This window comes from Micromonospora sp. 050-3 (assembly GCF_046549335.1).
GTDB classification, from domain to species: Bacteria; Actinomycetota; Actinomycetes; order Mycobacteriales; family Micromonosporaceae; genus Micromonospora; species Micromonospora trifolii.
In genome coordinates, this window is sequence record NZ_JAJPVX010000003.1 from 526,340 (window position 1) to 545,059 (window position 18,720).

19 protein-coding genes and 1 pseudogene are annotated in these 18,720 nt (G+C 71.6%); 11 read left to right on the plus strand and 9 right to left on the minus strand.

Annotated elements, in window-relative coordinates:
• The first annotated feature begins 72 nt into the window (after window positions 1–72).
• Window positions 73–294, plus strand: a complete 222-nt coding sequence (locus ACLJOK_RS30530) for a biotin/lipoyl-binding carrier protein (RefSeq protein ID WP_181518367.1) — start codon at window positions 73–75, stop codon at window positions 292–294.
• Complete coding sequence (locus tag ACLJOK_RS30535; RefSeq protein WP_410821963.1) at window positions 291–800, plus strand: GNAT family N-acetyltransferase; 510 nt, start codon at window positions 291–293, stop codon at window positions 798–800. Before ACLJOK_RS30530 ends, ACLJOK_RS30535 begins: the two co-directional genes overlap by 4 nt.
• On the opposite strand, the pseudogene ACLJOK_RS30540 reads toward ACLJOK_RS30535, so the two are convergent.
• Window positions 701–1,421 (minus strand): annotated as a pseudogene (locus ACLJOK_RS30540) (TetR/AcrR family transcriptional regulator). The gene ACLJOK_RS30535 and the pseudogene ACLJOK_RS30540 overlap by 100 nt on opposite strands.
• 111 nt (window positions 1,422–1,532) lie before the next feature.
• On the opposite strand from ACLJOK_RS30540, the gene ACLJOK_RS30545 reads away from it, so the two are divergent.
• Window positions 1,533–3,119, plus strand: coding sequence for an MDR family MFS transporter (locus tag ACLJOK_RS30545; RefSeq protein WP_410821964.1), 1,587 nt, complete (start codon window positions 1,533–1,535; stop codon window positions 3,117–3,119).
• Window positions 3,120–3,150: 31 nt separating this feature from the next.
• Here ACLJOK_RS30545 and ACLJOK_RS30550 read toward each other — a convergent pair whose 3' ends face one another.
• Window positions 3,151–4,992, minus strand: coding sequence for a tetratricopeptide repeat protein (locus ACLJOK_RS30550; protein WP_410821965.1), 1,842 nt, complete (start codon window positions 4,990–4,992; stop codon window positions 3,151–3,153).
• Window positions 4,993–5,181: 189 nt separating this feature from the next.
• Here ACLJOK_RS30550 and ACLJOK_RS30555 point away from each other — a divergent pair, with 189 nt between their 5' ends.
• On the plus strand, window positions 5,182–6,213 hold the full coding sequence (locus tag ACLJOK_RS30555; RefSeq protein WP_410821966.1) for an SIS domain-containing protein: 1,032 nt from the start codon (window positions 5,182–5,184) through the stop codon (window positions 6,211–6,213).
• Window positions 6,214–6,238: 25 nt separating this feature from the next.
• Window positions 6,239–7,831, plus strand: a complete 1,593-nt coding sequence (locus tag ACLJOK_RS30560) for a histidine kinase N-terminal domain-containing protein (RefSeq protein WP_410821967.1) — start codon at window positions 6,239–6,241, stop codon at window positions 7,829–7,831.
• Between the two features lie 28 nt (window positions 7,832–7,859).
• On the opposite strand, the gene ACLJOK_RS30565 is transcribed toward ACLJOK_RS30560, so the two are convergent.
• Complete coding sequence (locus ACLJOK_RS30565) at window positions 7,860–9,323, minus strand: glycosyltransferase family 39 protein (RefSeq protein WP_410822221.1); 1,464 nt, start codon at window positions 9,321–9,323, stop codon at window positions 7,860–7,862.
• Window positions 9,324–9,404: 81 nt separating this feature from the next.
• The gene (locus ACLJOK_RS30570) at window positions 9,405–10,430 is read right to left on the minus strand and encodes an aldo/keto reductase family protein (RefSeq protein WP_410821968.1); all 1,026 of its coding nucleotides are present in this window, start codon (window positions 10,428–10,430) and stop codon (window positions 9,405–9,407) included.
• Window positions 10,431–10,492: 62 nt separating this feature from the next.
• On the opposite strand from ACLJOK_RS30570, the gene ACLJOK_RS30575 reads away from it, so the two are divergent.
• From ACLJOK_RS30575 to ACLJOK_RS30595, 5 genes are all read left to right on the plus strand, one after another.
• Window positions 10,493–11,404 (plus strand): ArsR/SmtB family transcription factor, encoded by a 912-nt coding sequence (locus tag ACLJOK_RS30575; protein WP_410821969.1) that lies wholly within the window; start codon window positions 10,493–10,495, stop codon window positions 11,402–11,404.
• 293 nt (window positions 11,405–11,697) lie between these two features.
• On the plus strand, window positions 11,698–13,410 hold the full coding sequence (locus tag ACLJOK_RS30580) for a nitrite/sulfite reductase (RefSeq protein ID WP_410821970.1): 1,713 nt from the start codon (window positions 11,698–11,700) through the stop codon (window positions 13,408–13,410).
• Window positions 13,407–13,568, plus strand: a complete 162-nt coding sequence (locus tag ACLJOK_RS30585) for a hypothetical protein (protein ID WP_165435836.1) — start codon at window positions 13,407–13,409, stop codon at window positions 13,566–13,568. The genes ACLJOK_RS30580 and ACLJOK_RS30585 overlap by 4 nt, the downstream gene beginning before the upstream one ends.
• Window positions 13,565–14,326 carry a phosphoadenylyl-sulfate reductase gene (locus ACLJOK_RS30590; protein WP_410821971.1) on the plus strand — a complete coding sequence of 254 codons (762 nt, stop codon included), beginning with the start codon at window positions 13,565–13,567 and terminating at the stop codon, window positions 14,324–14,326. Before ACLJOK_RS30585 ends, ACLJOK_RS30590 begins: the two co-directional genes overlap by 4 nt.
• Window positions 14,308–15,111, plus strand: a complete 804-nt coding sequence (locus ACLJOK_RS30595; RefSeq protein WP_410821972.1) for a sirohydrochlorin chelatase — start codon at window positions 14,308–14,310, stop codon at window positions 15,109–15,111. The genes ACLJOK_RS30590 and ACLJOK_RS30595 overlap by 19 nt, the downstream gene beginning before the upstream one ends.
• Window positions 15,112–15,198: 87 nt before the next feature.
• Here the strand turns inward: ACLJOK_RS30595 and ACLJOK_RS30600 are convergent, their stop codons facing one another.
• Both ACLJOK_RS30600 and ACLJOK_RS30605 read right to left on the minus strand, forming a co-directional pair.
• Window positions 15,199–15,456, minus strand: coding sequence for a WhiB family transcriptional regulator (locus ACLJOK_RS30600; protein WP_088950012.1), 258 nt, complete (start codon window positions 15,454–15,456; stop codon window positions 15,199–15,201).
• A 448-nt stretch (window positions 15,457–15,904) separates the two neighbouring features.
• Entirely contained in the window at window positions 15,905–16,855 is a 951-nt protein-coding gene (locus ACLJOK_RS30605; RefSeq protein WP_410821973.1) for a diacylglycerol/lipid kinase family protein, read from the minus strand.
• Between the two features lie 43 nt (window positions 16,856–16,898).
• Here ACLJOK_RS30605 and ACLJOK_RS30610 point away from each other — a divergent pair, with 43 nt between their 5' ends.
• Entirely contained in the window at window positions 16,899–17,288 is a 390-nt protein-coding gene (locus ACLJOK_RS30610; protein ID WP_410821974.1) for a hypothetical protein, read from the plus strand.
• A gap of 22 nt (window positions 17,289–17,310) precedes the next feature.
• On the opposite strand, the gene ACLJOK_RS30615 is transcribed toward ACLJOK_RS30610, so the two are convergent.
• From ACLJOK_RS30615 to sodN, 3 genes are read right to left on the minus strand one after another with little or no spacing between them, the layout of a single operon-like run.
• Window positions 17,311–17,718, minus strand: coding sequence for an ATP-binding protein (locus ACLJOK_RS30615; RefSeq protein ID WP_410821975.1), 408 nt, complete (start codon window positions 17,716–17,718; stop codon window positions 17,311–17,313).
• A 32-nt stretch (window positions 17,719–17,750) separates the two neighbouring features.
• Window positions 17,751–18,272, minus strand: coding sequence for a GNAT family N-acetyltransferase (locus ACLJOK_RS30620; RefSeq protein ID WP_410821976.1), 522 nt, complete (start codon window positions 18,270–18,272; stop codon window positions 17,751–17,753).
• Window positions 18,269–18,673 carry a superoxide dismutase, Ni gene (gene sodN / locus ACLJOK_RS30625; RefSeq protein WP_030336684.1) on the minus strand — a complete coding sequence of 135 codons (405 nt, stop codon included), beginning with the start codon at window positions 18,671–18,673 and terminating at the stop codon, window positions 18,269–18,271. The genes ACLJOK_RS30620 and sodN overlap by 4 nt, the downstream gene beginning before the upstream one ends.
• Between the last annotated feature and the right edge of the window lie 47 nt (window positions 18,674–18,720).

The following is an 18,720-nucleotide window of genomic DNA, read 5'->3' on the forward strand; positions in this document are numbered from 1 at the left end:
TGCCGCTGCCCGCCCATCGCCGGTCGGCGCATGATTGGATACATCGGCAGGCACGTCGCGAAGAGGGAGGGCCTGGACATGGCCGAGGAGATCCGCGCCGAGATGGTGGCCAACGTCTGGAAGGTCGTCGCCACGGCGGGTGACACGGTGACCGAGGGTGACACCCTGGTGATCCTCGAGTCGATGAAGATGGAGATCCCGGTCGTCGCCGAGTCCGATGGTGTGCTCCAGCAGCTCGTCGTCAACGAGGGCGACGTCGTGCAGGACGGTGACCTGATCGCGGTGATCGCTTGACCGGGTTGCGGGTCCGTCCGGCCGAGTCGGCCGATTTCCCGGCGGTGGCCCGGCTGACAGTGGCCGCGTACGAGGCGGACGGCCAGCTCAAGGGCGAGCACGGGTACGGCGAGGTGCTGGCCGACGTGTCGACCCGAGCCGTCAGCGGCGAGGTGCTGGTCGCTGTCGACGAGGTGACCGGGGCGGTGCTCGGCTCGGTGACGTTCGTGCTGCCGGGCACCCGGTTCGCCGAGCTGTCCGGGCCGGGCGAGGCGGAGTTCCGGATGCTCGCTGTCGACCCTGGCGCGCAGGGGCGGGGTGTCGGTGGCGCGTTGGTCGAGGCGTGTGTCGACCGGGCGACCGAGTTGGGTTGCACGGCGGTGGTGATCTGCGTCCGGGCCGGGATGGCCGATCCGGCGCACCGGCTCTACTCGCGGCGCGGGTTCATTCGTTCGCCGGAGAAGGACTGGTCACCGGCGCCGGGCGTGGACCTGCTCGGCCTGCGGCTGGAGCTGACGCGCGGCTGAGCCGCCGACCGACGAGCCCGGGCCGGAACGATCACGGCCGGGTCAGGCGTCGGGCTCTGTGCCGATGGCGGCCAGCAGTTCGTCGGCCACCTCCAGGGCGAGCTTGCGGCGTTCGTCGTCGCTGATGTGTGGCGCGCGGACCGCGAACCAGCTGGTGTGCACCGCGAAGATCGACAGCGCGGCGCGCAGTTGGGCGGCGGGGGAGTCGTCGCCCCGGCAGAGCGCGTCGGCCAGCTCCAACATCCGACCGCGCATCTTCTGCCCGGAGGAGAGGCTCTTGAGCGCGGTCTGGTTCTGCTCGAAGAAGCGCATCACCGACGGCTGGGTCCCGTCGAACATCGTGTCGGCGTACCGGGAGATCAGCTCGCGCCGGGTGGCCAGGGTGGCGGGTTGGGTGGCGGCCCAGGTGATCAACGCGTCCATCCCCTCCAGCCGGTCCTCGACGAAGCTGGCGACGATGTCGTCCTTGCTCTTGAAGTGGTAGTAGAGCGCGGCCTTGGTGACGTTGAGGCGCTCGGCGATCTCCCGGAGCGAGGTCTTCTCGTACCCCTGCTCGGTGAAGAGCTCGAGCGCGACGGCCTTGATCCGTTCCCGCGTTCCGCCGCCTGTGCTCTCGCTCACCCACGCCCCCCAAATGGCTTGACCGTTGCTCGTACCCAACTTACCGTGCGGCTAGTAAGGTGACTAGCCGGGCGGCAAGTAAGTACGGCAATCTTCGGGGGGAGCTTACCCATGACTCAGGCAACCCAGGCCGGCACGCGACCCAACAACATCAGGGTCGTGCTGTTCGGGCTGATGATCGCGATGATGCTCGCGATGCTCGACAATATGATCGTCAGCACCGCGTTACCGCGGATCGTCGGCGAGTTCGGCGGGCTCAACCACTTCACCTGGGTGGTTACCGCGTACGTCCTGGGCACCACCGTCTCCACCCCGATCTGGGGCAAGCTCGGTGACCTCTACGGCCGCAAGTCGGTCTTCCTGACCTCGGTGGTCGTCTTCCTGGTCGGCTCCGCCCTCTGTGGCATGGCCGGCTCCGGGATGCTCGGCGGCCCAGAGGACGGCATGGTCCAGCTCATCGCCTTCCGGGCCGTGCAGGGCCTCGGCGCCGGCGGCCTCATGGTCGGCGTGATGGCGATCATCGGTGACCTGGTCCCGCCCCGCGAGCGCGGGCGCTACCAGGGCATGATCGCCGGCATCATGGCCATCGCCATGGTCGCTGGCCCGCTGGCCGGTGGATTCATCACCGACCACCTCTCCTGGCGCTGGGCGTTCTACGTGAACCTGCCGCTGGGCGGAATCGCGCTGCTCGTGCTGATCACCACCATGCACCTCCCGAAGTACCGCACCGAGCACCGGATCGACTGGCTCGGCGCCGGGCTGCTCTCGGTCGGCATCACCGCGATCGTGCTCATCACCACCTGGGGCGGCAACGAGTACGACTGGACGTCGCCGCAGATCCTCGGCCTGGCCGTGCTGGCCGTCGTCGCGTTGGTGGCGTTCGGCCTGGTGGAACGCCGGGTCCAGGAGCCGATCCTGCCGCTGGCGCTCTTCGCCAACCGCAACTTCGCGCTGATCTCGGTGATCGGCTTCCTGCTCGGCTTCGCGATGTTCGGCGCGATGAACTTCCTGCCGCTCTACCAGCAGACCGTGCAGGGCGCGTCGGCCACCAACAGTGGTCTGCTGCTGCTGCCGCTGATGTTCGGCATGCTGGTCGTCTCGCTGGTCATCGGCCGGGCGATCACCCGCAACGGCAAGTACCGGGCGTACCCGATCATCGGTGGTGTGGTGATGACCGCGGGCATGGCGCTGCTGTCCATGCTCGACACCGACACCAGCAAGCTGATGTCCTCGCTCTACATGATCGTCCTCGGCGTCGGCATGGGCTTCCTGATGCAGACGTCGATGCTGATCGCGCAGAACAGCGTGGAGCAGAAGGACCTCGGCGCGGCCAGCGGCGCGGCCACCTTCTTCCGGTCGATCGGCGGTTCGTTCGGCATCTCGCTGTTCGGCGCGATCTTCGCCAACCGGCTGGCCAACTCCGAGGGCGGTCGCGCGTTCGGTGGCGGCGAGTCCGGCGCCGGGATGGACCTGGAGAAGCTCAGGGAGCTGCCCGCCCAGGCGCGCGAGGCGGTGCTCGGTGGTCTCTCCGACGCCATCTCGCACGTCTTCCTCTGGGCGGTGCTGTTCACCATCGTGATCCCGGTGCTCGCCTGGTTCATCAAGGAGATCCCGCTGCGCACCGCGAACGAGGCGCCGCCGCAGGCCACCCCGGAGGAGGACGCCGAGGTCGCCCTCGGCAAGGCCCCGGTCGCCTGACCCAACCGCGAAACCCGCGCCGCGTCGACCCTCAGGGCCGGCGCGGCGCGCCCCTGCTCAGGCGTTGCCAGAGGCGGCGCAGGGGGTTGCGGGGGCGGGGAAGCCGGGGGGAGTTGGCGTCCAGCAGATCGGTGGCCAGCGCCGCCGTCGCCGGATCCAACTGCGGGGCGGCGAGAGCCAGATGAGCCAGCGAGGCGGCGATCGGGACCGGTCGGCTCCGCGCCACGGCAGCCGCGTCGGCCAGCCGCTCCGCCACCACCCGGGCCACGTCCGGCCGCACCGAAGGGTCCACCCAGGCGGCGGTGACCAGGGCGAACAGCGCCGCCTCGGTGACCCAGTCCTCGACGCCCCAGATCAGGTCGAGCAGCACCCGACGTCGGGTCGAGCTCTCCCACGGCTCGTCGGTGCGATGGTGCAGCAGCCCCAGGCAGGCCCACACCTGCACCCCACGGACCCAGACCGACGGGTCGTGGGCGGCCAGCAGCCGACCCACAGCGTTGGCCGGCGCCGCCGGTGGGTGCACCAGCAGGCCGAGCAGGTCGGCCAGGTCGAGGCCGGCCAGACCCACCGCCGCGTCGTACGCCGCAGGTGGGTGTGCCCACGCCGGGTGAGCGATCTGCCCGATCCGTTCGACCGCCGTCGCGGAGGGCGCCGCCACCGCGGGCGTGGGCACCGCGTCCGCGTAGTGCCACAACCGCTGGGCGGACGCCCGTCGGGGCTCGCGCGGGTCGGGCTCCGGCGTACCGACGACCTCGATCCGGAGCCCGGGGGCGGTGGAGATCGCCGTCCCGACCGCGCTCGGCGGGGCGGCGGCGGGTAAGCGTACGGCCCCGCCGAGACCGTTGTCGTCATCGGCCACCGCCTGGCGCATCGCGTCGACCAGGGGCCCGCCGGCCGGGGTGAGCTGGCCGAGCCAGGGCCGACCCCGGCAGCACTGGGCCAGGTCGCCGTGCTCGTGGCTGTCGTCCGGGTGGTCCCGCACGAAGTCGGCGAGCGCGACCAGGTGGGCGAGGTCGCCGTCGCGCAGGTGCCGCAGGCGGTGGGCGGTGTGCACCGCGCAGTCGAACGACGGATCGCGCGCCAGCGCCCGCTCGGTCCACTCCAACGCCTCGTCCAGCCGGCCGATCTCGGCCAGGGTGCCGGCGATGTCCGCGTAGATCGCCAGGTCGTCGGGGTCCAGCTCGACGGCCCGACTGAGGGCCGCGAGGCCGTCGCGGGTCCGGCCCGAGCTGCGGTACGCGTACCCGAGCCACACCTCGCCCATCTTCGAGGGCTGTGCGCGTACCCCTCGGGTGGCCCAGCGGACCGCCAGCTCGACCTCGCCGAGGCGCCGGGCCAGCGCGGACGCCGCGCCCAGCAGCAGGCCGTGGTCGGGGTGCACTGTGGCCGCGTTGCGGGCGAGCGTGAGGTACGGGGTCAGCGGGGCCCGGCCGATCCGCGGCACCGGGTCGGGCAGCGCGGCGCAGACCTGCATGAGGACGCGGGCGATGTGCGCCGGGTCCAGTCGTTCGGCCAGCTCGGGCGCGGTGACCCAGGGCACCCCCGCCCACTCGGTGCCGGGCGCGTACGACGTCGCCGCGGCCAGCAGCTCCAGCCCTTCGGCGGGGCGGCCGGCGGTGGCGAGGAGGTGGGCGCGGGCGACGACAGCACCGACGAAGGTGTGGTGGTTGATCGGGAAGAGGTCGAGGCCACTGCCGCTCGTCGCGGCGAGCCGGGCCAGCGTCTCGTGCACCTCCGGCAGGGTGGGGGCCCGCGCCAACGCGCCGGCGAGGTGGCCGGCGGCGTGGTGCAGGTCGCCCTCGTCGAGTGCCAGCCGGGCCAGCGCCAGCTCCTCCGTCGCGGAGAGCGCGGGATCGTCCGTTCCCTCGGGCACGTCGTCCTCTCGTGGCAGTTAGACCGGGTGCAGTGGGTAAAGCTTAGTTGATGTTGAGATCAACTGGTGATCAGCTGCGCAGTCCTGCTCGTTCGATTGCTGAGATACGCTTAAAAGTGCAAGACTGAGCAAGAATCGCGCGGCAACCGCGCAGGGGGAGGGGTTTCCGTGACACGTGCAGGGGCTGGAATGTCCGCCGACATCGACGAGCAGCCGGCTGGCTACGCGCGCCTGCTCTCGGCTGCCAACGCCGCCGAGATCGCCCGGGTGGCGGCGATCATCGCGGAACGTCGGCCACGGCACGTGGTCTTCACCGCGCGGGGCACCTCCGATCACGCGGCCCTCTACGGGGCCTACCTGACCGAGATCCGGCTCGGCCTGCCCGCCGGGCTCGCCTCGCCCAGCGTCGTCACCCTGTTCGGGGCCCGCCCCGACCTGTCCGACGCGCTGGTCGTCGGGGTCAGCCAGAGCGGCGGCTCACCCGACCTGGCCGAGGTGCTGCGTGCCGCCCGAGCCTCCGGGGCGCTGACCCTCGCGGTGACCAACGCCCCCGACTCGCCGCTGGTCGACGTGGCCGAGCTGAGCGTCGACATCGCCGCCGGGCACGAGCGGGCGGTTGCCGCCACCAAGACGTACACCGCCGAGCTGCTCGCCCTGCTGATGCTGGTGGAGGGGATCCGGGCCGGTGACGGCGTGCTCCCGAAGGCCGAACGAGAGGCGCTCGACGCACTGCCCGAGCTGGCCGCCCGCACCCTGGCCGACGGCACCCCGGCCCAGCTCGCCCCGCGCTACCGGTTCGCTCGTCAGCTGGTCACCACCGGCCGGGGGTACGCCTACCCGACGGCCCGGGAGGCCGCGCTGAAGCTGATGGAGACCTCGTACCTGCCGGCCCTCGCCTTCTCCGGCGCCGACCTGCTGCACGGCCCGCTCGCGATGACCGACCCGGAGGTCCCGGTGCTCGCCGTGGTCGGCTCCGGCCCCGGCGGCCGGTCGATGGGTGAGGTGCTGCCTCGCCTCGGCGAACGCCGCGCCGACGTCGTGGTGGTCGGCTCCGCCGACGTGCCGGGCGCCACCCGGCTGGCCGTCCCCGAGGTCGACGAGCGGTACGCCCCGCTGCTGGACATCCTGCCGATGCAGCGGTTGGCGCTGGCCCTGGCGCTCACCCGGGGCGAGGACCCGGACGCGCCGCGCGGGTTGAAGAAGGTCACCGCGACGATGTGAGGCACGGCGTGGCACCCTGGTCACCGTGTCCACGCTGCGCGACCTCGCCGAGGAGCACACCCATCTCCGTCCGGCCGACATCGACCACCTGCACCGGATCGCCGGCGACTGGCAACTGCTCTCCGATCTGTCCTTCGCTGACCTGCTGCTCTGGGTGCCCGTCGACGCCGACGGCACCTTCCTCTGCGTCGCCCAGGTGCGCCCGACCACCGCGCCGACCGCCTACCAGGACGACCAGGTGGGTCGTATTGTCGGCGGGCCGGAGGTGGCCCACCTGGGCGTCGCGTACTCCCAGGGCCGGATCTGGCGCGAGGGCGACCCGGTCTGGTACGGCGACGTACCGGCCCGGCACGAGGCGATCCCGGTCCGGCTGCGTACCGCCGAGGGGGAGGCCGGCGAGGTGATCGCCGTGGTGGGGCGGGACACCAACCTCTCCACAGCCCGTACGCCCAGCCAGCTGGAGCTGAACTACCTCACCACTGCCGACGACCTGGCGCAGATGATCGCGGACGGCACCTTCCCGCCGCCGCGGCATCCGGGCGAGACCACCTCGGCGCCCCGGGTCGGCGACGGCCTGGTCCGGCTCGACGCCGGCGGGAAGGTCACCTACGCCAGCCCGAACGCGCAGTCCGCGTACCGCCGACTGGGCTACGCCTCGCACCTCGTGGGGGAGGACCTGGCCGCGTTGCACCGCCGGTTGGCCGGTGACCCGCTGGACGGCACCGAAGCCTCGAACGGCATTCTGGCCGCGCTGCGCGGTGAGGCGCCACCCCGCCGGGAGATCGACGCACGAGGTGCCACGATGCTCACCCGGGCGCTGCCGCTGATGCCGGCCGGGGTGCCGATCGGAGCGTTGGTGCTAGTCCGGGACATCACCGAGGTCCGCCGCCGGGACCGGGCACTGATCACCAAGGACGCCACCATCCGGGAGATCCACCACCGGGTGAAGAACAACCTCCAGACGGTGGCCGCGCTGCTGCGGTTGCAGGCCCGCCGGGTGGCGATGCCGGAGGCCCGGGTCGCGCTGGAGGAATCGGTCCGGCGGGTCGCCTCGATCGCCCTGGTGCACGAGACACTCTCGATGTCCAGCGACGAGGCGGTGGAGTTCGACGGCATCGTCGACCGGGTGGCCAGCGCGGCGACCGAGGTCGCGGCGACCGAGGTGAGCGTCGGCATGCGCCGGCGGGGCAGCTTCGGCGTACTGCCGGCGGAGATCGCCACCTCGCTGGTGATGGTCCTCAACGAGTTGCTGCTCAACGCCGTCGAGCACGGCTTTCCGCCGGCCGACGAGACGGAGGAGGCCCCCGTGGCCGCCGCCTCCGGCATGGTGCCGGTCGCCGCTCCCGAGGTCGACCCGTCACTGCGGCCCGAGGTGGTGGTCTCCGCGCACCGGTTCCGCAAGATGCTGCACGTCTCGGTGACCGACAACGGACGCGGCCTGCCCCCGGACTTCGACGCCGAACGCGGCAGCCGGCTCGGCCTCCAGATCGTCCGAGCCCTGATCACCGGCGAGTTGCGCGGCACCATCGAACTGCGTGCCGGCGCCAACGGTGGCACCGAGGCCATGCTGGTAGTCCCGCTGGCGCGCAACACCCACGACGGCCGCTCGCAGGCCTGAGCCGCCGGCCTGCCCATGGACGGACCGGTCAGCGGCCGGGACGGCTGGTCAGCAGGGCAACGGTCAGGCCGGGGCGCTGCCAGACCTGGGTGACTGTGAAATCCGTGCGTAGCGCGTCGCCCTTGGCGCCGGACACGGCGGCCAGCGGCTCGGCGTGCCGGCCGGAGACGACGAGCCACACCCGTGTCGTACCGGCCAGGCACTGTGCCGGCTGGGGGCACTCGGCGGCCCACAGGTCGCCGCGGCGGACCTCGTCCTCGGTGACCAGCACGTCGCGGGGTGGGTCGCTGAGGTGGTACTCGATGCCGAGGTCGAGGAAGAGCCAGCTGTGCCGGGGCGAGTAGACCACCGCGTCCCCCGGGCGCTGACCGTCGGCGATCACCCGGGCCGCCCCCGCGTAGTCCACCGGCGCGCTGCGCGGCCACTCGTGGGTCCGTCGCAGCGCATCCTGGTCGGGTAGGCCGAGCAGCCCGGCCAGGACCACCACGACGAGCGCGGCCGGAGCGGCCACGGCGGCCAGCGCCGCGCCCGCCAGCAGGCACGCGAAGGGCACCACGAAGACCAGGTACCGGGGCACCCACAGCGGTACGACAGTGCCGGCGGCGAAGAGCAGCAGTACGGGCAGCAGCACCGCGCTGACCGGCAGCAGGGCGCGCCGCCCGAGCCGGGCCGCGCCCAGCGCGGCGACCCCGACCAGCAGGCCACCGACAACGCTGCTCTGGGCCACGCCGCCGGGCAGCGCGGTCAGGTCGTCCAGCCGGGCCAGGTGGACCCAGTTCAACTGCCGGGACTGCTGGGTCCGGGCCTTGACCAGCAGTGGGCCGGCAAGCAGCGCGACCGGCAGCACGGCGACCAGCCACCGCCACACCCGCCGGTTCCGCTCGACGTCGGGCTGGGCCGGGGTGGCGATGCCGGCCGAGGCCGGGCCGCGCCACCAGGCGATGAGGACGACCAGCGCGTGGGCGGCGAGCAGTGTGAGCGCGATCAGATGGATGAGCCCGAGCGCGGCGACGGCAGCGGCGTAACCGGCCCAACGGGCCCAGCTCGGTCGACTCAGCGCGGTGACCAGCAGCAGGGTGGCGAGCACGGCGAGCATGGTGGCCAGCGCGTACGGGCGAGCCTCCTGCCCGTAGCGGGAGGTGCCGGGGAGCACCGCGAACAGCAGCCCGGCGAAGAGGCCGCCGCGCCGGCCGACGAGCTGCGCGCCGAGCACGGCGAGCAGCCCGGCGGCCACTGTCATCGCCAACACCGCCGGTACGCGCAGGGCGATCGTGGAGTCGCCGAAGACGCTGGTCCAGAGGTGCATCAGCAGGTAGTACGGCCCGGTGGCGGCGTCGATGGTGCCGGCCAGTCGGGCCAGGTCACCGGGCGACCTGGTGGCAGCGCTCCACGTCGCCAGCTCGTCCCGCCAGAGCTGGGCGGAACCCAGCCCGGTCAGTGTCACCGCCAGGGTCAACAGTGCCGGGGGGAGCCAGACCGGCAGGCGGCGCAGGTGCTCCCACGCTGCCCCGGCCGATTTCTCGGACAATTGCCCCACGGTCCGAGCCTGCCACGGCCACCCCCTCCGTGTGCGTCAGCCGGCGGCAGGTGGCGGGCGCCAGGCGGGCATCACGTCGTTCGGCCGGGCGGTCTTCGCCGGATCACGCTCCACGAGTTCGTCGAGAACGGCGTCGATCCGGGCCATCAGCTCGTCGTCGAGCCGTACCGTGGCGGCCCTGGCCGTCTCGGCGAGCTGCTCGGGCCGTGACGCGCCGACGATCGCGGCCGCCACTGTCGGCCGACGCAGCACCCACGCCACTGCCAACTGGGCCATCGTGCAGCCGGCGGCCTCGGCGATCGGCCGGAGCTGGCGTACCCGGGCGAGCAGTAGATCCGAGGAGTAGCGGGCGATGAACGAGCCACCGAAGCCGTCGGTGGCCCGGGAGCCGGCGGGCGGACGTCGGCCAGGTTCGTACCGACCGGTCAGCACGCCCATCGCGAGCGGCGACCAGGCGAGCTGGCCCAGGCCCAGGTCGGCGCAGGCGGGCGACACCTCGGCCTCCACCACCCGCCACAGCATCGAGTACTGCGGCTGGTTGGCGATGAAGGGGATGTGCAGCTCGGCGGCGAGCCGCAGGCCGGCGCGCAGCTGCGGGGCGGTCCACTCGGAGGCGCCGACGTAGAGCACCTTGCCCTGGCGGACCAGGTCGGCGAAGGCGAGCATCGTCTCCTCCAGCGGCACGCTGTCGTCGTACCGGTGCGCCTGATAGAGGTCGACGTAGTCGGTGCTTAGCCGGCTCAGCGAGGCGTGACAGCCCTCGATGATGTGCTTGCGGGACAGCCCGGCGTCGTTAGCCCCCGACCCGACCGGCAGGAACACCTTCGTGCACAGCTCGATGGAGCTGCGCCGGACGCCGCTCAGCGCCTTGCCCAACGCCTCCTCCGCCCGCCCCTGGGCGTACCGGTCGGCGGTGTCGAACGTGGTGATGCCCGCGTCCAGGGCGGCGGCCACGCACGCGGCCGCCGCACTGTCGTCGAGCTGGTTGCCGTGGGTCACCCAGTTGCCGTACGCGACCGCGCTGACGCGCAGGCCCGACCGGCCCAGTTGCCTGTACTCCATACGGGGATCCTCGGGCCGCTCCGCGCTGTCGCCGAACCGTTCGAACGTGGTCGAATCCGTGGGTGATCGAGGTTCGGTTCTCGCCCGACGACCTGAGCCGGGTCCGGTTCGTGCACTCGCCCATGGCCGAACTGGTGGCCAGCTCCTGGGCGTTACGCAAGCCGGCGAAGTACTGGATGCACCGGCCGTGGCGCGAGCGAGCGGAGCGGCTGCTGCCGGATGCCGGCCTGGAACCGCTGTTGGCGGTGCTCGGGTCGTCCAACGGCTACGTGCCGGACTTCCTCACCCCGATCGGGGTGGCGCCGAACCTGGCCGCCGAGTTGCGGGCGGTCGCCGGCACCCACCCGTCCCGGGTGCGCCGGCAACTGGAGCGGGCCGGAGCGCCCTGGCTGGCCCCGGACGAGCTGGTCGCGCAGCTCCACCGGTACTTCACACTGCTGATCGCACCGGACTGGCCCCGGCTGCGGGCGCTCGCGCTGGCCGACATCCGGAGGCGGACGCTGCTCGCCGCCGAGCAGGGCGGGCGCACCCTGCTGCGCGAGGTGCACCCGCTGATCCGGTGGGACGGCACGGCACTGCGGGTCGCCGTCGGCACGACAGTGCCGGCCGATCTGAACGGGCGCCCGTGGTCGCTGCTGCCCACCGCGTTCTCCGGGCCGACCGTGCACGCGATCATGGAGGGCGACGCCGGGCCGGCCCTCTGCTATCCGCCCGCCGGGCTGGGCGGGCTGTGGGATTCGCCGGCACCCAGCGCGGCGCTCGGCGCCCTGCTCGGCGGTACCCGGGCGGCGGCGCTCTCCCTGCTCGACTCGCCGCTGAGCACCGGGGAGCTGGCCGTGATGCTGGGTCTCGCGCCGGCGACGGCGTCGCACCACCTCACCACGCTGCGGGACAACGGCCTGATCGTCGGCGTACGACAGGGGCGGGTGGTGCGTTATGCCCGAACTGTCCTTGGTGACCAGCTGGTCGGCTGAGCCCTGGCCCGTGATGTGGGATCCAGCACGTGGACATTGGCCGGCCCCCATGGGGTGTGGCAGCATGGGCCCCATGACCGCCGCAGTCGTCCGCCGCTTCGTGGCACGTCGCCACGTCGATTACGGCCGCGTGCGCAGCGCGATCTGTCCGGCCTACTGACGACGCCCGACCAATCTGTCTCGGGCGCGCTCCGCGCCGGCTGTCTGAAGACACCGTTGTCCCGCCCGCTTCGCCGGGCCGGCCGCCGCGCCCCGCGTATCCCGAGGCACAGCAGACAACGGAGGACGCCGCGATGGCGGTCAGCAGCATCCCGGCCCGTCCCGAGGACCCGACGGCTCGCCCGACCCGAGCGCCGCGCCGGCCACGGGGTGAGGGTCAGTGGGCGCTTGGCCACCGCGAGCCGCTCAACCCCAACGAGCGGATCAAGAAGGACGACGACCCACTCAATGTCCGGGCCCGCATCGAGACCATCTACGCGCACCGCGGCTTCGCCTCGATCGACCCGCAGGACCTGCGGGGCCGGTTCCGCTGGTGGGGCCTCTACACCCAGCGCAAGGCGGGCATCGACGGCGGGCGCACAGCAGTGCTGGAGCCGCACGAGCTGGAGGACGAGTTCTTCATGCTCCGGGTCCGCATCGACGGCGGGCAGCTCAGCCTGGCGCAGCTGCGGGTGATCGCTGACATCTCCCGGGAGTTCGCACGGGACACCGCCGACATCACCGACCGGCAGAACATCCAGTACCACTGGATCCGGGTCGAGGACATGCCGGAGATCTGGCGTCGGCTGGAGTCGGTCGGTCTGCAGACCACCGAGGCATGCGGCGACTGCCCGCGGATCGTGCTGGGCAGCCCGGTCGCCGGGGTGGCCCGCGACGAACTGCTCGACCCGACCCCGGCGATCGACGAGATCGTCTCCCGCTACGTCGGCGACAAGCAGTTCTCCAACCTGCCCCGCAAGTTCAAGACGTCGATCTCCTGGCTGGTGGACACCCCGTACGAGTCGAACGACATCGCGTTCCTCGGTGTCGACCACCCGGAGCACGGGCCCGGCTTCGACGTCTGGGTCGGCGGGGGCCTCTCCACCAACCCGATGCTCGCCAAGCGGCTCGGCGTCTGGGTGCCGCTGGCCGAGGTGCCGGACGTGTGGGCCGGGGTGGTCGGGATCTTCCGCGACTACGGCTACCGCCGACTGCGCAACCGGGCCCGGTTGAAGTTCCTGGTGGCCGACTGGGGCGTGGAGCGCTTCCGCGAGGTCCTGGAGAAGGACTACCTCGGTCGCACTCTGCTCGACGGCCCGGCGCCGATCCTGCCGTCGAAGCCGGTCGACCACGTGGGCGTGCACGAGCAGGCCGACGGGCGGCACTACGTGGGCGCCGCTCCGGTGGTCGGGCGGGTCTCCGGCGCGCAGCTCAGCCAGCTCGCCGACGTGGTCGAGGCGCACGGCAGCGACCGGGTGCGGCTCACCCCGTACCAGAAGCTGCTGGTGCTCGACGTGCCGTCGGAGCGGACGGAGTCGCTGATCGACGGGCTGCGCGGGATCGGTCTGGAGGCCCGGCCGTCGGCCTGGCGGCGCGGCACGATGGCGTGCACCGGCATCGAGTACTGCAAGCTCGCCATCGTCGAGACGAAGGCCCGCGGCGAGGAGTTGGTGGCCCGGCTGGAGCAGCGGCTGCGCGACTTCGACGCGGACATCTCGATTCACATCAACGGCTGCCCGAACGCGTGCGCACGCACCCAGGTGGCCGACATCGGGCTCAAGGGTCAACTGGTGGTCGGCCCGGACGGCCGGCAGGTCGAGGGTTTCCAGGTGCACCTGGGCGGCGGGCTGGGCATGGCCCAGGGGCAGACCGCCGGTTTCGGCCGCAAGCTTCGTGGCCTGAAGACCACCGCCGACGAACTTCCGGAGTACGTGGAACGGCTGGCCCGTCGCTACCTGGCCGGTCGGAGCGAGGGCGAGACGTTCGCCAACTGGGTGATCAGAGTCGACGAGGAGGAACTGCGGTGAGCAGCGAGAACCGAGCGGCACCTCTGTACTGCCCGTACTGCGGCGAGGAGGACCTGCGGCCGCACGAGGCGGGTCACGGCGCCTGGGAGTGCCACGCCTGCACCCGGGTCTTCTCGGTGAAGTTCACCGGGTTGCTGAGTCGGGCGGTGACCTCATGAGTCTCGTCTCGGCCGCGAGCCTGCGCCTGGTGGGTCCGGGCGGCTCGACGCCGGTCGACCCGGCCCGGCGCGGCCCGGACGAGCTGCGGGCACTGGCCGAGCAGGCCGCTCGGGACCTGGAGGGCGCCCCGGCACTGGAGATCGCCCGCTGGGCGGCGCAGACCTTCGGTGAGCGGTTCTGCGTGACCAGTTCGATGGCGGACGCCGTGCTGGCGCACCTGGTGTCCCGGGTGGCCCCCGGGGTGGACGTGGTCTTCCTCGACACCGGCCTGCACTTCCCCGAGACGCTGCGGGTACGCGACGAGGTCGCCCGGACGCTGCCGGTGAACGTCCGGTCGATCCGGCCCCGGCTCACTGTCGGCCAGCAGGACGGCCAGTACGGCCCCCGGCTGTTCAACAAGTCGCCGGACGACTGCTGCCAGCTGCGCAAGGTGGAGCCGCTGGAGCGGGCTCTGACCGGGTACGACGCCTGGGCCGCCGGTCTGCGGCGGGACGAGTCGCCGAGCCGGGCCAACACGCCTGTGGTGACCTTCGACGCGCGCCGCGGCAAGGTCAAGGTCAACCCGATCGCGGCCTGGTCGCAGAAGGATGTGGACTCCTACATCGCCCGCTTCAACGTGCCTGTCAACGAGCTGTTCAAGCAGGGCTACGGGTCGATCGGCTGCTGGCCGTGCACCCGCCGTACCAAGGCCGGCGAGGACGCGCGGGCCGGCCGGTGGGCCATGTTCGAGAAGACCGAGTGCGGGCTGCACGTCTGACCTCCCCGGCGACGACCCTGACCGGTGTCGGTGCGGCCGGCGGGGCGGACCCGGTGGTGCTTGTCGCGCACGGCAGCCGTGACCCACGGGCGGCCGATGCCACCCGGGCGCTGGCCCGGGCGGTGTCGGCGGCCCGGCCGGGCACACCGGTGTGGGCGAGCTGGCTGGACCACACCGAGCCGGGGCCGACCGAGGTGTTGCGCGACCTGGCCGTGGCCGGCCATCGCCGCGCGGTGCTGGTGCCGCTGCTGCTGACCGCCGCGTACCACCATCGGGTGGACATCCCGGCGGCGGTCGCCGCTGCGGCGCGGTCCGGGCCACAGCTGTCGGTACGGGTCACCGATGTGCTCGGGCCGGCGGACGACACGCCCGATCCTGGGTTGTTGGCCGGGCTGTGCCGTCGGCTGGGTGAGACGCGTCCGGGCCGCTTCGACGCGTTGGTGCTGGCCGCGGCGGGCACCAGGAACGCGCGGGCGCGGCGATCGGTGGGCCGGGTCGCCGACGCGCTCGGCGTGGAGTTCGGTGTGCCCTGCCGGGTGGCGTACGCGTCGGCTGCTCCACCGGCGGCCGGTGTGGCGGTGTCCCGGTTGCGGGCGTCCGGTGCGCGCCGGGTCGCGGTGTCCGCGTACTTCCTGGCGCCGGGGCTGTTCCACGACGCGGTGACCGAGGCGGCCGGGGCGGCGGGTGCGGTGGCGGTCGCCGCGCCGCTGACCGACGCACCGGAGTTGGTCGAGTTGGTGCTGCGTCGGGTCGACGACCGGCCCGTGCTGGCGTCTACGGGTTGACCCGTGCCGGCACTGTGTGACCCGGTGCTGGACAGCAGAACGCCCCGGTGGGCGGACCCACCGGGGCGTGCAGCTGTGTGTTGGGAATCAGGCGGAGTGAGCGCGCAACACCCGGAGACCGCCGCGCCGCTTGACAGCGCGCCGCTCCTCCTCGCTCATTCCGCCCCAGACGCCAGCGTCCTGACCTGACTCGAGTGCCCACTGCAGGCACTGGTCGGTCACGGAGCAGCGCCTGCAGACGGCCTTGGCCTGCTCGACCTGCAGGAGAGCCGGACCGGACGTCCCGATCGGGAAGAACAGCTCCGGGTCCTCGTCACGGCAGACACTATGGTGACGCCAGTCCATGGCGGCAACACTCCTCATTCTGGATGGGTGGCAACAATTGCTTGGTCGTGCTTTTCCTATATGCATCCGCGTGCCGATGGTGACAGTTAGCGTCCGTCCATTCGGCAGTGCGTGAGCAGGCAGTTAGTGCCGGGGACCTGCTGGAACAGCTCAACTTGACGAGCATATCCAGGCAATGTCCCGGTAACTCAAGTTCGCTTGTGAATACTTTCACGAACAGTCGTGATGTCAAGGGTGACGCTCGGAAAAACTCCGGGCGGTGAGCAAGCCCACAACCCATTTGTCCGGGTTTCAGTGCTTTCCTGGTTACCCGCCGTGCCACAGTCGAGGATCAATATAGTACAGTCCGCGTGACATTGCTGACATTTCCGGCACCTGTCCTCGGTGTGGCGGCGACCAAGTCGATCGGTTGTGGCCACCGTGTCGACCAAGGGCAGTACCCCGAGACCTAGCAGATTACTCTCAGTGCGGCGGGAACGGAGGTGAATCTGACTTTTTCCCGCTCGCCGAGATAGTCCCCGTCCAACTGGAACGCCTGTGGGCGGCTGGAGACCAGCGTGAACTCCGCCGTGTCATGGAGTCGTAACACCTGCCGACCGCGTGGATCCGGTTGCCGGGACAGGAACTGCGTCACTGTCCGTGTTGTGCTAGCAACCCGGAGCTGACGCAACGCCAGCACATCCAGCCCGAGATCGAACGACGCCGCCGGGTTCGGGTTGACCTCCCGGTCGCCCAGGTACGTCCAGGGCGCCGTGTTCTGGATGATGACGGTGGCCAGCTCGGCCTCCGCCGGCTCGCCCGGACGCTCCAGCACGATCGCCGGGTGCCGCCGGTCCGAGGCGAAGAAGTACTGATTCATGATCGAACGCAGATAGAGCGACGGAGTGGAGACCCGCCCCTTCCGCCGGGCCTGCTCCACCCGGTGGATCACCGCGGCGTCCAGGCCGAACCCGGCGCAGAAGGTGAAGTAGCGGTCGTCGGCGAGGCCCAGCCCCACCGTCCGGCTCCGGCCCAGCCGCAGCCCTTCCAGGATCATGCTGGTCGCCTCCGGCCACTCCCGGGGCAGACCCACAGCGCGGGCGAACACGTTTGTCGAGCCACCGGGGACGGTCGCCAGCGCGGGCAGTCGCTCGGCCATCGGCACGTTGCCGGCGCGAGTCGGCGGTTCGGCCGTCATCAGACCGTTCACCACCTCGTTCACAGTGCCGTCGCCACCCAGGGTGACGACCAGGTCGACCCCCTCGGTCGCTGCCTCCCGGGCCAGCGCCACGGCGTGCCCACGCCGACGGGTGTAGCGCACGCTGAGATCGACTTCGCTGCGCAGCGCCCGGACGAGCACGTCCCGGCTGCGTTCGCTGGTGGTGGTGGCCTTCGGATTGACCACCAGGACGGCCCGCATGGGCGGCACTGTACCTTCCGGAAGCCCGGGTATCGTGGCGCGCGTGACCATCGACTCGGACCCGACCCCCGTCACGCTCCGCTGGGCGGTCCGGCTGCTGTGGGCGGAGGCGGCCGTCGTCGGGCTGATCGCCGTCTGGCTGGTCTGGGCCGACCTCACGGCCACCCGCACCGACCTGCTGACGGCGTTGCTGGTGACAGCGTTCGCCATCGGGGCTGCCGTCGCGCTCTGGGCCCTGGGCCGCGCGCTGCTGCGCCGGCAGGCGGGCGCACGAGCCCCCGCGATAGTGCTTCAGCTGATGCTGCTGCCGATCGGGTGGTTCATGATCCAGGCTGGTCTTGGCTGGCTGGGCGTGCCGCTGATGGCGCTCGGCCTGGGCGTGGCCTGGTTGCTGATCTGCCCACCGACGACCCGCGCCCTCGGCTTCGAGTGACCGCGCTGGCCCGTCGGGCCGGTCAGTAGCCGCCGGAGCGGCGGGTGAGCAGCGCGATAGTGGCCCGATCGTCGGCGGACGTGGCGGACGCCGAGGTGGTCAGCGCGGTGAGCACCTTCCAGGCGAAGGACGACTCGGCGGGCAGGGTGGCACCGCGCACGGTCGGCACTGTCACCTCGACGGTCAGCGCGTCCTCGGTGACCGCGAAGCGGCACTCCAACTCGGCGTCGCGGGTGGCGATGGCGAGCAGCATGGCGCACGCCTCGTCGACAGCGATCCGCAGATCCTCGATCTCGTCGAGCGCGAACTGCAACCGGGCCGCGAGACCGGCGGTGGCGGTGCGGAGCACGCCGAGATAACCGCCGTCGGCAGGCACCGTGAGGTGCACCACGTCGTCGTCGGTCGCTGGCTGGCCAGTCAGTTGAGTCACGCCTCATCCCCCCGGTCGGGGACTCTACCCGGTCAGTCGTCCGTACGCGTGCCGGCGGTGGTGGCCTGCTCGGCCAGCTCGCGGAGCGCGGCGCCGCCGAGTCGGTAGGGAACCCACTCACTCGTCTGCTCGGCGCCGATCGAGGCGTAGAAGCCGGCAGCCGGATTCCAGTCGATCATTTGCCAGTTCAGCCGCTGGTAGCCGCGTCGTACGCAGATGTCGGCCAGCGTGGCGAGCAGCAGTCGACCGGCTCCGGTGCCCCGGGCGGCCGGCCGGACGTAGAGGTCCTCCAGGTAGATGCCGTGCACGCCGGCCCAGGTGGAGAAGTTGAGGAACCACAGCGCGAACCCGAGCGGCTCGTCGTGCTCGTCCACGGCGACGTGACCGAAGAGCGCCGGAGTAGTCGTAAAGAGCGCCGAGGTCAGTTGCTCGGTGGTGAGGTGGCACTGCTCCGGGGCACGCTCGTACTCGGCCAACTCGTGCACCATGGCGACGACGGCCGGCACGTCCTCGGGACGTGCCGGCCGGATCGTCGGGATGACCGGGGAGGTCACGCCTTCTTGGTCTCCCAGAAGATCTTCGAGATCTCGTCGATCTTCGCGAGGAGCTTGTCGGCGGTGGCCGGGTCGAGGCTGCCCTTGACGCCACCGGCGCCGGCGAGCTTGGTGGCCTCGTTGAACAGGCTGTGCAGGTTCGGGTACTTCTCGAAGTGCGGCGGCTTGAAGTAGTCGGTCCACAGCACCCAGAGGTGGTGCTTGACCAGCTCGGCGCGCTGCTCCTTGATGATGATGGCGCGGGTGCGGAACTCCGGGTCGGTGTTCGACTGGTACTTCTCGCAGATCATTTTGACCGATTCGGCCTCGATCCGGGCCTGAGCCGGGTCGTAGACACCGCACGGCAGGTCGCAGTGAGCGCTCGCGGTGACGCGGGGCGCAAGGATGCGCGGAAGTCGCATCGGGATCCTCCATGGGAAGTTTGCGATGATCAAAGGCGACATTACTC

What these genes read in the sequence shown, in the direction of transcription:
- ACLJOK_RS30590 (WP_410821971.1), top strand. Translation starts at nt 13,565, where the DNA reads ATGAGTCTCGTCTCGGCCGCGAGCCTGCGCCTGGTGGGTCCGGGCGGC.
- ACLJOK_RS30580 (WP_410821970.1), top strand. Translation starts at nt 11,698, where the DNA reads ATGGCGGTCAGCAGCATCCCGGCCCGTCCCGAGGACCCGACGGCTCGC.
- ACLJOK_RS30555 (WP_410821966.1), top strand. Translation starts at nt 5,182, where the DNA reads ATGTCCGCCGACATCGACGAGCAGCCGGCTGGCTACGCGCGCCTGCTC.
- ACLJOK_RS30570 (WP_410821968.1), bottom strand. Translation starts at nt 10,430, where the DNA reads ATGGAGTACAGGCAACTGGGCCGGTCGGGCCTGCGCGTCAGCGCGGTC.
- sodN (WP_030336684.1), bottom strand. Translation starts at nt 18,673, where the DNA reads ATGCGACTTCCGCGCATCCTTGCGCCCCGCGTCACCGCGAGCGCTCAC.
- ACLJOK_RS30545 (WP_410821964.1), top strand. Translation starts at nt 1,533, where the DNA reads ATGACTCAGGCAACCCAGGCCGGCACGCGACCCAACAACATCAGGGTC.
- ACLJOK_RS30600 (WP_088950012.1), bottom strand. Translation starts at nt 15,456, where the DNA reads ATGGACTGGCGTCACCATAGTGTCTGCCGTGACGAGGACCCGGAGCTG.
- ACLJOK_RS30605 (WP_410821973.1), bottom strand. Translation starts at nt 16,855, where the DNA reads ATGCGGGCCGTCCTGGTGGTCAATCCGAAGGCCACCACCACCAGCGAA.